This window comes from Janthinobacterium sp. GW823-FHT06H09 (genome assembly GCF_058794735.1).
Map to the genome: position 1 here is coordinate 25,453 of NZ_JBXAHC010000016.1, position 14,203 is coordinate 39,655.

Sequence of the window (14,203 nt, forward strand, 5' to 3'; positions counted from 1 at the left end):
GATCATAGCAGCCTGTCACACAGGCGTCATCCAACATGGGCGATCCTGTGGTGCAGCACGCCAAATGCGCGGTTTACCACGGTTTACAGGCAAAATCCCCAAATAAAAATGGCCGCCAATTGCTTGGCAGCCATTTTTTCATTGACCCGGCCTTGACGCCGGAATCACCCGATTACTTGCCGTTCAAGCCACGGCGTTCCAGCAGCGGCTCGATCTTCGCATCGCGGCCGCGGAAGTTGCGGTAGATGTCGAGCGCGTCGGCGCTGCCGCCGCGCGATAGCAGTTTATTGCGGAACCAGTCGCCGTTCTTGCGCGTCAGGCCGCCGTTTTCCTTGAACCACTCGACCGTGTCGGCATCGAGCTTTTCCGACCACAGATACGCGTAGTAACCGGCCGAATAGCCGCCCGCGAACGCGTGCGAGAAATACGTGGTGCGGTAGCGCGGCGGCGCCGGGGCGAAATCGACGCCCGCTTCCGTCAAGGCGGTTTTTTCAAACGCCAGCACGTCGGTGGGGATCTGTGCCGGGGTCAGCTGGTGCCAGCGCTGGTCCAGCAGGGCCGACGCCAGGTATTCCGTGGTTTTATAGCCCTGGTTGAAATTGTCGGCCGCCGTCACTTTCGCCAGCAGTTCGGCCGGAATGGCCGCGCCCGTCTGGTAGTGCTTGGCGTAGTTTTGCAGCACTTCCGGCCACAGCGCCCACATTTCATTGACTTGCGACGGGTATTCGACGAAGTCGCGCGGCACGCTGGTGCCGGCGAAGCGCGGGTATTTCACGTTCGAAAACATGCCGTGCAGCGCATGGCCGAATTCGTGGAACATGGTGTTGACTTCGTCAAACGTCATCAGGGTCGGCTGGCCCGCTTCCGGTTTCGGAATGTTGAGATTGTTCGCGATCACCGGCTTACGGTTCAGCAAGGTCGACTGGCCCACATAGGCATTCGCCCAGGCGCCGCCGCGCTTGTTGCTGCGCGCGTAAGGGTCGAGCGTAAAGATGGCCAGTTGCGTACCGTCTTCATTGAAGACGTCGTAGACCAGCATGTCGGACGTGTAGACGGGCAAGTCGGTGCGCTGCTTGAAAGTGAGGCCGTACAACTTGCCGGCGGCAAAGAACACGCCCTTGGTCAGCACGCTGTGCATTTCAAAGTACGGTTTCAACTGCGTCTCATCGAAGTTGTAGCGTTCGGCGCGCACCTTGTCGCTGTAGAAGGCCCAGTCGGCGGCGCCCACCTTGAAGCCGCCTTTGCCCGCATCGATGACCTTCTGGATATCGTCCGCTTCGCGGCGCGCGTTGACAACGGCCGGCTTCGCCAACTCGCCCAGCAGGGCGTTGACGGCGGTGGTGTCGTGCGCCGTCTGGTCTTCCAGCGAGTAGGCCGCGTAGTTCGGGTAGCCCATCAGCGCGGCACGTTCGGCGCGCAGCTTTGCCAGTGCCAGCACTTCCTCGGTGTTGTCGAACTCGCCGCCACGGCTGCCGCGCGCTTGCGATGCCGCCATGATGCGTTCGCGCACGGCGCGGTTGGTCAGCAGCGACAGCGGCGCCTGGCCCGTCGTGTTGACGAGGGCGATCACGTATTTGCCATCGAGGCCGCGCTTCTTGGCCAGGCCGGCGGCCACTTCGATGGCGGCCGGCGACAGGCCGTCGAGTTCTTCGCGCGTATCGACGACGACGGCCGAAGCGTTCAATTCCTTCAGTACATTTTGCGCGAACTTGGTCGACAGGGCAGCCAGCTGGCCGTTGTAGGCGCGCAGCTTTTCCTTGTCCGCCGCCGACAGCTTGGCGCCGGCACGTACAAAATCAGTGTAGTAGCGTTCCAGCAGGCGTTTCGATTCCGCATCCAGACCCAGCTTGTCGCGCTTGGCGTACAGGGTGTCGATGCGCTGGAAGAGCTTGTCGTTGAGCATGATCGCGTCGCTGTGGGCCGCCATCTTCGGCGCCAGTTCGCGTTCCAGGCCCTGGATCGTGTCATTCGTGTTGGAACCGGACATCACGGAAAACACGGTGCGCACGCGGCTCAGCAGTTGGCCCGAGCGTTCCATGGCCACGATGGTGTTGTCGAACGTGGCCGCTTTCTTGTTATTCGCAATCGCGTTGATTTCCGCCAGGTTGGCGGCCATGCCTGCCGTAAAGGCGGGCGCGTAGTCGGCGTCCTGCACCTTGTCGAACGGCGGATAGTTAAAGGGCAGGCTGCTCGCTTGCGCAAACGGGTTCGAGGCGGGCAAGGCGGCGGTAGCGGCGGGCACGGTGGTAGCGGCGGTGGCGGCAAAAGCGGCGGCGGCTGGCGCCAGCATCAGGCTGGCGGCGATGACGAGCATTGTAGGACGGGTCATGTCTTCTTTCAAGGAACGCAAGAGAGCCGCGATTGTGTCGCGGGCCAGCCTGAAATAATAACAGCCTGACACACTTGCGTCACCAGCAACTACCGGTGGTAGCGCGCCTGCCAGTGATGAACGGTTTTCATGCGCCCCGCACTACGATGCCGATTTAATAATGCGGCGGACGTTCGTTGACCAGCCCGCCATTCGCCTGCTGCGCCCCGTCGCGCACATGCTCGCCCAGCTTGTGCAGCATCGCTTCCAGCTGGTCGATGCGCTTGCCCTGCTGGTACACCATCTGGTTCAGCGACTCGACCAGATCTTCCTGCTGCGCCAGCTTGATTTCGATATCGACGAAACGTGTTTCCATCTGTTCTGCATTGTCCATGGTGCTCTCGGTGATTCCTGACTGAAAGGGGGCATTCTACCGCCGCAGCGGCGTGCGCCAGGACAAACTGCGTCCATTCGCCGCCGGACGGGCCCCGATTTCTGTTTATTCTTCCTGGATGGGCTCAAGCCGCTTGACGAATGAGAACAAACGATTACAATGAACACACCAACGCGACCCGAACCAGTACTGATCGATACGCGCAAGACGGCCGAATACCGGCGCTGGGAAGACTCCCTGCACGATGTGGCGGCCGCCGCCATCGATGCACGCATCAAGCATTTGCAGCACGGTAAAAAGGGCGACTGGCGGCCAGTGGGCGAAGGCGTGTGCGAGCTGCGTTTTTTACAGACGGGACCCGGCTGGCGCGTGTACTTTCACGAAACGAATCGGGGCACCCTGATCTTGCTACTGCTGGGTGGCAACAAATCGAGCCAGCAGCGCGACATCAAACAGGCGCAAGCGATACTCAAGGACTTGAAAGCCCGGCAGGCAGCCATCCGGAAAGCGGCGGCAAGCCCATCGACAGGAGCACGAAAGAAATGAACCACCATATCGACCATGACACCTTCGACCTCGACGACCTGGAAGCCTTAGGCCTTAGCAAATTTGACCCAACCCAACACCTGACCAGCAAGGCCGCCGTGGCCGCCTACATGAGCGAAATCGTCGCCACCGGTAACGCCGAACTGTTCCAGTCGGCCATGAACGACGTGGTGCGCGCGTACGGCATGGGCAAGGTGGCGGCCCGGGCCGACATCACGCGCGAAGGCGCATATAAAGCCTTGCGCGAAGGCAGCAAGCCGCGCTTTGAAACCATTTTGAAGATGCTCGATGCGCTGGGCATGCAGCTGGCCATCGTGCCCAAAACCACGCCCGACAGCACCGTGGAAGCGTGAACGCTGCTTAAGCCTTCGGCGCGGCCAGCAAGGCCTTCATGCGCGCCAATCTTTCCTTGGGCGAAATCACTTCCGCCTCCGTCGGCACGGCATCGCCCACGTCGAGTTGCATTTCCTTGATGAAGCGCGACGGGTCGCAATGGACTTGCTCGCCCGCCCGCTTGCGCTTCTTGCACCAGGTGACGTGCAAGGTGCGCTGCGCGCGCGTGATGCCCACATACATCAGCCGCCGCTCTTCCTGGATACGCGCGGCGATGGTTTCGGCCGGCGCGTCAGGATCGCCCTTGTGCGGCAAGATCCCCTCTTCCACGCCAACGAGAAATACGTGCGGAAACTCCAGCCCTTTCGACGCGTGCAAGGTGGACATGCGCACGGCGTCCTGCTCTTCGTCCTTGCCCTCGAGCATGGTCATCAGGGCCACCATCTGCGTCAGTTCCAGCACGTTCTTTTCTTCGCCGTCGCGGTCCTTGCCGCCCCTGCCCCGTTCCTTGAGCCAGTTGACGAATTCGAGCACGTTCTGCCACTTGCTTTGCGCTTGCCGTTCCTCGAAGGCGTCATACAGATACGATTCGTAGTGGATTTCCTTCATCATGTCGTCCAGCACTTCGGCCGCGTTGTCGCCGCTGCCGGCAGCGCCGGGACGGCTGGCGCGCGATTCGAGGTCGTTGATGAAGTTGCAGAAGTCGCGCAGCGGCCCCAGTTGGCGGTCCGTCAGCTTGGCCTCGATGCCGCCCTTGAACACGGCCTGGAACAGCGAGCACTGCCACTGCCCCGAGAACGCGCCCAGCACTTCCAGGGTCGACTGCCCCACGCCACGGCGCGGCGTCGTCACGGCGCGAATGAAGGCCGGGTCGTCGTCTTCGTTCGCCAGCAAACGCAGGTAGCTGATGATGTCCTTGATCTCGGCCTTGTCGAAGAAGCTCTGGCCGCCCGAGATCGTGTACGGGATGCGCTCCTTGCGCAGACATTGTTCGATGATCCGCGCCTGGTGGTTGCCCCGGTACAGAATCGCGTAGTCGGAAAATTTGTTCTTGCGCTCGAAATGATCGGCCGAGATCATGATGGCGACCTGCTCCGCCTCCTGCTCATCCGTCTGCATGCCCAGCACCTTGATCGGCTCGCCCAGGCCGTGTTCCGACCACAGCGACTTTTCAAACAGTTTCGGGTTGTTGCCGATGACGGCATTGGCCGCATTGAGCACGCGCATGGTGGAGCGGTAATTCTGCTCGAGCTTGATCACCCTCAAATCGGGGAAATCTGTTTCCAGCGTTTTTAAATTTTCCACCGTGGCGCCGCGCCACGCATAGATCGCCTGGTCGTCGTCGCCCACGGCCGTAAACATCGGCTTCTTGCCGATGCCCGTCACCATCAGTTTGACCAGTTCGTACTGGCACGTATTCGTATCCTGGTATTCATCGACCAGCAGGTAGCGCAAACGGCGCTGCCACTTGTCGCGCACGGGGCCGTTGTTGCGGAACAATTCCACGGGCAGGCGGATCAGATCGTCGAAATCGACGGCCTGGTAGGCGGAGAGCGTGGCCACATAGCTGCGGTAGATGCGCGCCGCGTTGGCTTCATCTTCATCCTTGGCTTGCGCCAGCGCCATGTCCGGATCGATCAGGCCATTTTTCCACAGCGACATGGCATTCTGGATGCCGCGGATCACCTGTTTATCGGTGGTAATGGCGAGGTCTTGCACCAAGGAAAAACAGTCGTCGCTGTCCATGATGGAAAAGCGGTCCTTCAATCCCACGCCATTGGCTTCCTGGCGCAGGATTTTCACGCCCAGCGAGTGAAAGGTCGACACGGTCAACTGCTTGGCCTGGCGCGGCTGTTTCAATAATTTGGCGATGCGTTCCTGCATTTCCAGCGCCGCCTTGTTGGTGAAGGTCAGTGCGGCAATGGTGCGCGGGTCATACCCCCGGTCTTCGATCAGATGGGCGATCTTTTGCGTGATCACGCGCGTCTTGCCCGAACCGGCGCCCGCCAGCACCAGGCAGGGGCCGTCGAGGTAGGTAACCGCTTCGCTTTGGGGCGCATTCAGACCGAACTGTGGTGCTTTGGACATCAGGGTATTTCCGCAGGGAACAGCAGCCCATTGTAACAGCGTCGCGCAGCCTATTTGCATGGCGGAGCATGCCCGAAAAACAGGCAATGGCATTGATATATCGCCATATGCCGCCATCTTGGCCGATGCAATGCGTGCGGCGATGCCACGCCTGGAGTACCATTCCGCCTATATCGCCCGTGCGCGCCCACTTACCGAATGGCAGTCCCATGAAATTTGAACACCTGATTGAAATCAATGATCCGTTGAATCCGCTGATCGACACCTTGACCCTGGAACAAGTGTGGCGCGGCCTCGTCTTGCGCGCCGAGTCGCCGAAGCTGTTCGTGCCGCACCTCGATGAGTGCCGGATCAGCGAGCGCTGCGACGCCGGTTTCGCGCGCAGCCTGCGCTATGGCGAACTGGTCATCAACGACAAGGTGGTGCTGGTGCCGCAACTGCAGGTGCGTTACGAAGTGCCGGCGCAACAGGATATCAGCGCCTCTTCATTGGTCATGACCATCGAGATGCCCGACGAAGCGAGCCTGTGGGTGCGCTTCCAGTACGACGACGGCCACGACGCGGCCACCGATGCGGCCAACGCCCTGTACGACGACTTCCGCCGCTCGGCCTACAAGGAGTCCGACATCGACACGGTGCGCATCATGCGCGAGCTGGCGCTCGAGGGACGGCTCGATGCAGGTCTGCTGAATTAAGCTCCCACGCTAAATTCGTGCGCTGCGGCCCCATAACTGGTCGGGGCGAAATTGCAGTCCCGCCTGCTCCGCGCTGAGCACTTCGCGGATGGCGTGCAAGTCCACGCGCGTGTCGCGCCGCAGCGGCACGTCCAGGCGCGCGCCGCGGGGGCCGACCAGCGACTGCACGTGGGGCGTGGTGGCATTCAAGCCCTTGCGCGTGACGACGCCGATTTCCCCATTGAGTAATTTGACGAAAGTGCCGACCGGGTAGATGCCCAGCTCGCGCACCAGCAGGGACGCCAGCGGCGCATCCAGGGTGGCCTTGTCGGCCATCAACATTTCACGCAAGGCCACGTTCGGCAGCAAAGGCTGGCGGTAGCTGCGCTTCGAGACGCGCGCGCAATAGCGGTCGGCCAGCATGATCAGCCGGGCGCCGATGCCGATCGCCTCGCCTTGCGTGCCCAGCGGATAGCCGCTGCCATCGATATTTTCATGGTGCTGCAGCACGGCCTGCAGCCAGACGGCATCCGTGACGCCGGCCGCGCGCAGCAAGTCGACACCGGCTTGCGGATGGGCGCGCAAATAGGCGCGTTCCTGTGCGTCCAGCGGGCCCGCCTTGTGCTGGAAATCCGCATGGCGTTCCAGCATGCCCACATTCATGCTCAGCGCGGCCAGCAGCACGCTGCGCACGACGGCGTCGTCGAGTTTCAGGGCGCGCGCCAGCAGGGCCGTGATGACGGCCGTGTCGACGCTGTGGCGCACGGCAAAGTCGCCCGCGCCCTGGTTGTGCAGGATGCAGGCCAGCGCCACGTCGGCATCCAGAACAACGGCCTCTTCCACCAGTTGCGCCAGCGGCGCCAGGGACAGGTGGCTGCCCGCCTGCCCGGCGGCGATGACCGGCAAGACGAGGGCCAGGCCCGCCGTGACGAGGTTCAGCATGCGCAGGGCCGATGGCGCTTCCGTGGCCGTGCGCGGCACGTCGGCGCTGGTATCGGCGATGACGCCGCGCGCCAGCAGCAATGCGATCTGGTTTTCGCTGCTGATGACATGGCCCAGCCTGGCCAGCAAGCCGCCCGTTTCGCCATGCACGTCCCAGGGCAGGGCCACGCCCAGGGCGAGTTCTCCCGCGTAAATGCGCCGAATTTTCACATCGTCTCCATCATCGCCTGCACCCGCTTGTTTTTACCATCCTGGCATCAGCGGCATGTGCCAATTGAAATGTTTTTTGCTTTTAATCAATATTTCAATGTGGCAGCGATGATCGCGCAATCATGTGCGCTTGTCTACAAAATTGTATAAATATCAAAATTGCATCAGACGCCAGGCGAGCAGTCGGCGCAGCCCGGCGCGTGTTCCGGGTCTTTTTCCAGGTGCAGCGCCAGTTCGCGCAAGGCCGTGCGCACGCCTTCCTCGATGACGGGGTGGTAAAACGGCATGTCGAGCATGGCGGGCACCGTCAGCTGCGCCTGGCATGCCCAGGCCAGCAAGTGGCCCAGGTGTTCCGCCCGTGGGCCGATCAGCTCGGCGCCGAGAAAGCGCTTGCTGCCGAATTCCGCATACACGCGCAAGATGCCCTGGTTTTGCAGCATGACGCGGCTGCGGCCCTGGTTGCCGAACGACACGGCACCGACTGCAAAGCGGCCCGCGTGACTGACGCACAATTGCTGGTAGGTGGCGCCCACGGTGGCGATCTGCGGCTCCGTGAAAGCGATCGCCAGGGGCGTGCGGCGCAAGCCCGGTTTGACGTCGGGAAAGCGCGCCGCGTTGTCACCCGCGATGCGGCCCTCGTCGGCCGCTTCGGGCAGCAGCGGCAAGGCGTTGTCGGCATCGCCCGCGATGAAGATGGCGCTGTTGCCGCACTGCATGGTGTGCGGATCATGCAGGGGGATGCCGTGGCGGTCGAGCTCGATTTGCGCCGTGTCCAGGCCGATCTTGTCCACGTTCGGACGGCGGCCGATGGCGGCCAGCACGTACTCGAACTGCTCGGTTTTTTCCTGACCCGCATCATCGCGGCTGGTGAGCGCGATACCGCCGCCGTCCGGCGTTGTTGCCATGTGCGCGACCTGGGTCATGAAACGGATATCGAGTTCGCGCGCCAGCACGGCATCGGCCTCCCGCAGCACCAGCGGGTCCGTCAGCTGCGCGACTTTATTACCGCGCGCAAACACCGTCACGCGCACGCCCAGCCGCGCCAGCGCCTGGCCCAGTTCCAGACCGATGACGCCGCTGCCGACCACGGCGACTGACTTTGGCAAGTCCGTCCATTCGAACACGGCGTCGCTGTTGATGACGCGCTCGCCCGCCGCCTGCCACTCGGGCGGCACGATGGGCGTGGAACCGGTGGCGATCACCACGCTGGCCGCTTCGACAAGCGTATGTTCGTCGACCTGCAGCTTGCCCGGCGCAATGAAGCGGGCGTGGCCGCGCAGTTTTTCTTCCTCGGGGATGGCGTTGACGCCGTCGAGCACGAAGCCGACAAAACGGTCGCGCTCGCTGCGCACCCTGGCCATCACTTGCCGGCCGTCGATGCGCACGGGGCCCGGATGCACGCCAAAAGCGGGCGCGGCGGCCACGGCATGGGCCGCCTCGGCCGCCGCGATCAGGAGCTTGCTGGGCATGCAGCCCACGCGCGCGCACGTCGTGCCGTACGGCCCGCTTTCGATCATCAGCACGCGCTTGCCCTGCATGCGCGCGGCCTTGTGCGCCGTCATGCCGGCCGTGCCGCTGCCGATCACGGCCACATCCACTTGTATCGTTTTCATCGTGCTACTTATCTCCGCGTCAGATTGCTCACAGCGTTCGATACTACCCGTTTGCCGAAAATAAGGTTTTACTTTGCTGCAATATGTGTATTAGTATAACTAATCAATTCTAAAATTTATAAGCTGAGCTAATGGGATCACTCGATTATCGCGCGCTGGCCGTGCTGGACGCCGTGGCCAGCCATGGCAGTTTCGACAAGGCCGCCTTGGCGCTGGGCATCACCCAGTCGGCCGTCTCGCAGCGTATCAAGGCGCTGGAAGACGCCAGCGGGCGCTTGCTGATCATCCGTGGCCAGCCAGCCGTGCCGACGGGCCTGGGCCAGCGATTGATCGTGCATCACCGCAACGTCAAGCTGATGGAAGCATCGCTCGACATCGACCTGGGCAACAGCGTCAGCATGCCGGAAATCGCCATCGCCATCGATGCCGACAGCCTGGCCACCTGGTTCCCCGACACTTTATCCGCCCTGCTGGCGCCGCCCCGCTGCCAGCTCGACGTGCGCCTGGCCGACAGCGACAGCGCCCTGCAGATGGTGCGCGACGGCTCCGTGTTCGGCTGCGTGGCGGCCGAGTCCGGCACAGCGCTCGACGCGGCGGCCGCCACCAGCGTCACGCCGCTGGGCACCTTGCGCTATGTCTGCGTGGCCACACCCGTGTTTGCGGGCCACTGGTTCGGCGATGGTTTTATTGCCGAGGCCGTGCAACTGGCGCCGGCCGTCGTGGGCCAGCACGGCTTGCTGGCGCGTTTCCTCGCTGAACAATTGAGCATGCGCGAACCGTTTCCGCACCACACCTTGCCGGTCGAAGCGGCGCGCCGCGCCTGCGTGCTCGATGGCCTGGCCTACGGCCTGATGCCGCAGCGCCTGGCCGCGCAGGCGCTGGCGACGGACAGGCTCGTCGATCTGCTGCCGGGCAGCACCCTGGACGTGCCGCTGAGCTGGCACGCGTGGACCCTGGACACGCCGTTTACCAAGCTGTTGTCGGAACAGATCGTCAAATCGGCGCGCGATTACCTGCAGTAATTTAAATATCGAGCGGGTCCACTTCCAGCGACCATTTCACGCGCGTCTTCATGGCGCGCAATTCCATCAGCCATTCCTTCAGGAACGCCTGCAGCGCGGGCCGCGAGGGCGATTCCAGCAGCAGCTGGGCGCGGTCCACGTTGTAGACGCGCGTCATGCTCATGGGAATCGGGTCATTGATGGTCACCTGCGGATGTTCCATGCATTCCTTGGCCGCCTGCAGGAATTCGATGGCCGTGGCCAGCTCGGGGGCTTCCGCGCGCAGCAGGGCCTGGAACAGATACGGCGGCAGCGCCGCCTGGGCCCGCTCTTCCAGCAGGGTCGTGGCGAAGTGGTCGTAATCGTGGTTGACGACGGCGTCGTACAGCGGATGGCGCGCATAGCGCGTCTGGATCAGCACTTCGGACACGCTGCCGCCTTCCGTCTGCGCAGCCCGCCCGGCGCGGCCCGCCACCTGCATCAATTGCGCGAACAGCCGTTCGCTGGCCCGGTAATCCTGCGAAAACAGGGCCGTGTCCGGGTTCAGGATGCCGACCAGGGTCAGCTTTTTGAAATCGTGGCCCTTGGCCACCATCTGCGTGCCGATCAGGATATCGACTTCGCCCCGGTGCACGGTGTCGAACGCTTCCTGCGCACTGCCCTTCTTGCGCGTGGAATCGGCGTCGATGCGCAAAATGCGCGCCTCTGGAAACAATTGCTGCAAGCCCTCTTCCACGCGTTGCGTGCCCCGTCCCAGCGGCTGCAAGTCGATGTTGCCGCACGTGGGGCAATGGCGGGGAATGCGCAATTCCAGGCTGCAATGGTGGCAACGCAAGCGGTGTTCGGGCTTGTGCAGCACCATGAACGAAGTGCAGCGCGTGCAATTGCTGATCCAGCCGCACGATTCGCAGCAGATCACGGGCGAATAGCCGCGCCGGTTCAGGAACAGCAGCGACTGCTCCCCGCGCTCCATGCGCAGTTTTAATGCGGCGACCAGATGCGAGGTCAGGCCGTCTTTCGGCTTGTCGCGCTCCATGTCGAGGATCTTGACGCGCGGCAAGACCGCATTTTTGACGGCCCGCTCGCGCAATTCCAGCTTGCGGTAGCGCCCCGTCTGCGCGTGGTGCCAGCTTTCCAGCGAGGGCGTGGCCGAACCGAGCACGATGGGAATCTGCAATTGCCAGGCGCGCCACACGGCCAGATCGCGCGCGGAATAACGCAAGCCTTCCTGCTGCTTGTAGGAAGGATCGTGCTCTTCGTCGATGACGATCAGTTTGAGTTTCGGCAAGGACGCCAGGATGGCCAAGCGCGTGCCGAGCACGATGCGCGCCTGGCCCTGGTGCGCGGCCAGCCAGTGCAGCATGCGCTCGCCTTCGGACAGGCTGCTATGCAAAGTGGCCAGCATGACGCCGGGAAAGCGCGCGCGGATATTGCCTTCCAGCTGGGGCGTCAGGTTGATTTCCGGCACTAAAATCAGGATTTGTGCATCGTCCTCGCGCGCCAGCACCTGGGCGCACGCCTGCAGATACACTTCCGTCTTGCCGCTGCCCGTCACGCCGTAAAGCAGGGTCGGCTTGAAACCCTGCGCGCCGCCGATGGCGTCCGCCGCCTCTTGCTGGGCGGCATTGAGCGCCGGCATGTTCAGCGGCGTGCCGTCATGCGCATCGGCCAGCTTGCCCAGCTTCTTGATGGCGCGGTCGAGCGCCACGGTGGTGAGCACGCGCAAATTCTTCGGTAAACCCGGCAAGGCCACTTCACCGAGCGGGCGCTGGTAGTAATCGGCGGCGAAGGCGGCCAGCGCCAGCCACTGTTCCGACAGCGGCGCCAGCTGGCTGCGCACGGCCAGCACGTCCTTCAATTTCGCGGCGGGCACATCGGTGCTGTCGGACACGCCGACGATCAGCCCCATCACTTCGCGCCGGCCGAATGGCACCAGCGCCAGCTGCCCCACTTGCGGCAGCGGCACGGCAGCGCCCGTATCCGCCGCCGCTGTCCAGCGGTAGTCGAACAAGGCGTTCAAGGGCGTGTCGAGCGCGATTTTCAGGATGCACGACGTCAAAATGCACTGCGACATGGGGGTAGGGCCTATCTCAATAAAAAAACGCGCCGCAGGGGCGATGGCGCGGCGGGATGTCCGGCATCAAGCCAGCGGGCCATGATACTTGTTTCATCCGTCAAACGCCTAACGACGGACGGGACGGCGTGCTCTCGTGCCTGAAGAAAATTCTGTGGATAACTTTGTGGACAAAGCAAAATTAACTTTCAGAAAAATGTGGACATAAAATTTCGACTGCCGTCAAGAGCGGCACGCAAGAAAAATTAATCATTTAAAATCAATGGCTTAAAAATTGATGCCCGGGCGGTCACAAATCCACAGGGCATTTCCGCCGCTGTGCATAACTGAGCCATTTGTAATGTATTTATACAGAAATCGGCACCATTTTGAGGCGTCCGATCGGCAAAAACGCGGACGGCATGCAGCAAAATTGACAATTACCGGGCAAGCGTTCGTTTTTACCTGACGGACGGCGAAACATTGTTCGATTATCATGCGCTGCAACATGCACTTCAGGTGAAACCTGAACATCGGCGCTAAGTATCGGTTAACAAAATACTTTTCAATTTTATCCACAGAATCTGTTGATAACTTTGTGGACAATGAAGGAATAAGGCAAGCGAACGAAAGAATAACCTTATCAATAGCAACAAAGTCCGCTAGTCAATGAATTTTTTATTCCTTAATAATCAATCACTTGCAAATCGCCCCCGGGCATGGCTTTGACACTGCCTCTTATTTCCGCAGCAAAAAAAATTGTGCATAAGTCGGTATGTCTTGCTAAGGCGCAGCAAAGAAAAAGGCAGGCTTCCGTTGGAAAGCCTGCCTTTTCTGCCCCTGCGCCAGGGGAAAATGACGACTTACTGGCCGCTGCGCATGGCGCGGCTCATGCTGTGCACGGCTTCCACCATCGCTGCCACGGATTCCGGCGGCGTGAACTGGGAAATGCCATGACCCAGGTTGAACACGTGGCCCGTACCAGCCGATGGCGCGCCGAAGGCGTTGAGCACTTTCGCCACTTCGGCGCGGATCTGCTCGGGGCTGGCGAACAGGATGGCGGGGTCGAGGTTGCCCTGCAAGCCCACTTTATGGCCCACCAGCTGGCGCGCGCGCGTCAGGTTGACGGTCCAGTCCAGGCCCACGGCATCGGCGCCGATGTCGGCGATCTGCTCGATCCACTGGCCGCCGCCCTTGGTAAACACGATGGCGGGAATCTTGACGCCATCCTTGTCGCGTTTCAGCTGCGCCACCACTTGCTGCATGTAGGCCAGCGAGAATTCCTGGTAGGCGCCGTCAGCCAGCGCACCGCCCCAGGAATCGAAGATCATCACGGCTTGCGCGCCGGCATCGATCTGCGCATTCAGGTACTGCGCCACGGACGTGGCGTTGATCGCCAGGATGTGGTGCATCAGGTCGGGGCGGTTGTACAGCATCTTCTTGATGGTATGGAACTCTTTCGAGCCGCCGCCTTCCACCATGTAGCACGCCAGGGTCCACGGGCTGCCGGAAAAACCGATCAGCGGCACGCGGCCATTGAGTTCCGTGCGGATTTGCGTGACGGCCTTGAACACATAGTCGAGCGATGCCAGGTCCGGCACTTGCAAGGCCTTCACGTCCTGCTCCGTGCGCAGCGGGCGCTCGAACTTCGGCCCTTCGCCATCGGCGAAATACAGGCCCAGGCCCATGGCGTCCGGCACCGTCAGGATGTCCGAAAACAAAATGGCCGCGTCGAGCGGGAAACGCTCCAGGGGCTGCAAGGTCACTTCCGTTGCGTAATCGGGATTCTTCGCCAGGCCCAGGAAGGAGCCGGCCCGCTCGCGCGTGGCGCGGTATTCGGGCAGGTAGCGGCCCGCCTGGCGCATCAGCCAGACAGGAGTGTGCTCGGTCGGCTGGCGCAGCAGGGCGCGCAGGAAAGTGTCATTCTGGAGCGGAGCAAATTGTGGCATGGCAGGCAATCGAGCTTGGAGAAGCGGTATTATCGCATCCAATCGCCGCCATTTCATTGATTCCGGTGCCGCTTTGCAGCATTTGCCACGCA

11 protein-coding genes are annotated in these 14,203 nt (G+C 62.0%); 4 read left to right on the plus strand and 7 right to left on the minus strand.

Annotated features, from left to right (window positions below):
* Positions 1–172: 172 nt before the first annotated feature.
* Positions 173–2,329, minus strand: coding sequence for a M3 family metallopeptidase (locus AC1Q6X_RS23350; protein ID WP_492498547.1), 2,157 nt, complete (start codon positions 2,327–2,329; stop codon positions 173–175).
* Positions 2,330–2,483: 154 nt separating this feature from the next.
* A complete protein-coding gene (locus tag AC1Q6X_RS23355) occupies positions 2,484–2,702 on the minus strand; it encodes a SlyX family protein (protein WP_070290273.1) in 219 nt (72 codons plus the stop codon).
* A 159-nt stretch (positions 2,703–2,861) separates the two neighbouring features.
* Between AC1Q6X_RS23355 and AC1Q6X_RS23360 the strand changes: the two genes are divergently transcribed.
* Positions 2,862–3,248 (plus strand): type II toxin-antitoxin system RelE/ParE family toxin, encoded by a 387-nt coding sequence (locus AC1Q6X_RS23360; protein ID WP_070290276.1) that lies wholly within the window; start codon positions 2,862–2,864, stop codon positions 3,246–3,248.
* Positions 3,245–3,601: an addiction module antidote protein gene (locus AC1Q6X_RS23365; RefSeq protein WP_070290278.1), complete on the plus strand. Its 357-nt coding sequence runs from the start codon at positions 3,245–3,247 to the stop codon at positions 3,599–3,601. Before AC1Q6X_RS23360 ends, AC1Q6X_RS23365 begins: the two co-directional genes overlap by 4 nt.
* A 7-nt stretch (positions 3,602–3,608) precedes the next feature.
* On the opposite strand, the gene AC1Q6X_RS23370 is transcribed toward AC1Q6X_RS23365, so the two are convergent.
* Positions 3,609–5,669: a UvrD-helicase domain-containing protein gene (locus AC1Q6X_RS23370; protein WP_070219613.1), complete on the minus strand. Its 2,061-nt coding sequence runs from the start codon at positions 5,667–5,669 to the stop codon at positions 3,609–3,611.
* A 209-nt stretch (positions 5,670–5,878) separates the two neighbouring features.
* Here AC1Q6X_RS23370 and AC1Q6X_RS23375 point away from each other — a divergent pair, with 209 nt between their 5' ends.
* The gene (locus tag AC1Q6X_RS23375) at positions 5,879–6,364 is read left to right on the plus strand and encodes an SRPBCC family protein (protein ID WP_070219615.1); all 486 of its coding nucleotides are present in this window, start codon (positions 5,879–5,881) and stop codon (positions 6,362–6,364) included.
* A gap of 9 nt (positions 6,365–6,373) precedes the next feature.
* Here the strand turns inward: AC1Q6X_RS23375 and AC1Q6X_RS23380 are convergent, their stop codons facing one another.
* Together AC1Q6X_RS23380 and AC1Q6X_RS23385 are read right to left on the minus strand one after the other, a co-directional pair.
* Entirely contained in the window at positions 6,374–7,495 is a 1,122-nt protein-coding gene (locus tag AC1Q6X_RS23380) for an HD-GYP domain-containing protein (RefSeq protein ID WP_492498548.1), read from the minus strand.
* A 164-nt stretch (positions 7,496–7,659) separates the two neighbouring features.
* On the minus strand, positions 7,660–9,108 hold the full coding sequence (locus tag AC1Q6X_RS23385) for a dihydrolipoyl dehydrogenase (RefSeq protein ID WP_492498549.1): 1,449 nt from the start codon (positions 9,106–9,108) through the stop codon (positions 7,660–7,662).
* A gap of 131 nt (positions 9,109–9,239) precedes the next feature.
* On the opposite strand from AC1Q6X_RS23385, the gene AC1Q6X_RS23390 reads away from it, so the two are divergent.
* Complete coding sequence (locus tag AC1Q6X_RS23390) at positions 9,240–10,130, plus strand: ArgP/LysG family DNA-binding transcriptional regulator (protein ID WP_070290284.1); 891 nt, start codon at positions 9,240–9,242, stop codon at positions 10,128–10,130.
* Between the two features lies 1 nt (position 10,131).
* Here the strand turns inward: AC1Q6X_RS23390 and AC1Q6X_RS23395 are convergent, their stop codons facing one another.
* Positions 10,132–12,183: a primosomal protein N' gene (locus AC1Q6X_RS23395; RefSeq protein WP_492498550.1), complete on the minus strand. Its 2,052-nt coding sequence runs from the start codon at positions 12,181–12,183 to the stop codon at positions 10,132–10,134.
* Between the two features lie 842 nt (positions 12,184–13,025).
* Entirely contained in the window at positions 13,026–14,111 is a 1,086-nt protein-coding gene (gene hemE, locus AC1Q6X_RS23400) for a uroporphyrinogen decarboxylase (RefSeq protein ID WP_070312001.1), read from the minus strand.
* Positions 14,112–14,203: the final 92 nt, after the last annotated feature.

What these genes read in the sequence shown, in the direction of transcription:
- AC1Q6X_RS23350 (WP_492498547.1), bottom strand. Translation starts at nt 2,329, where the DNA reads ATGACCCGTCCTACAATGCTCGTCATCGCCGCCAGCCTGATGCTGGCG.
- AC1Q6X_RS23355 (WP_070290273.1), bottom strand. Translation starts at nt 2,702, where the DNA reads ATGGACAATGCAGAACAGATGGAAACACGTTTCGTCGATATCGAAATC.
- AC1Q6X_RS23360 (WP_070290276.1), top strand. Translation starts at nt 2,862, where the DNA reads ATGAACACACCAACGCGACCCGAACCAGTACTGATCGATACGCGCAAG.
- AC1Q6X_RS23365 (WP_070290278.1), top strand. Translation starts at nt 3,245, where the DNA reads ATGAACCACCATATCGACCATGACACCTTCGACCTCGACGACCTGGAA.
- AC1Q6X_RS23370 (WP_070219613.1), bottom strand. Translation starts at nt 5,669, where the DNA reads ATGTCCAAAGCACCACAGTTCGGTCTGAATGCGCCCCAAAGCGAAGCG.
- AC1Q6X_RS23375 (WP_070219615.1), top strand. Translation starts at nt 5,879, where the DNA reads ATGAAATTTGAACACCTGATTGAAATCAATGATCCGTTGAATCCGCTG.
- AC1Q6X_RS23385 (WP_492498549.1), bottom strand. Translation starts at nt 9,108, where the DNA reads ATGAAAACGATACAAGTGGATGTGGCCGTGATCGGCAGCGGCACGGCC.
- AC1Q6X_RS23390 (WP_070290284.1), top strand. Translation starts at nt 9,240, where the DNA reads ATGGGATCACTCGATTATCGCGCGCTGGCCGTGCTGGACGCCGTGGCC.
- AC1Q6X_RS23395 (WP_492498550.1), bottom strand. Translation starts at nt 12,183, where the DNA reads ATGTCGCAGTGCATTTTGACGTCGTGCATCCTGAAAATCGCGCTCGAC.
- hemE (WP_070312001.1), bottom strand. Translation starts at nt 14,111, where the DNA reads ATGCCACAATTTGCTCCGCTCCAGAATGACACTTTCCTGCGCGCCCTG.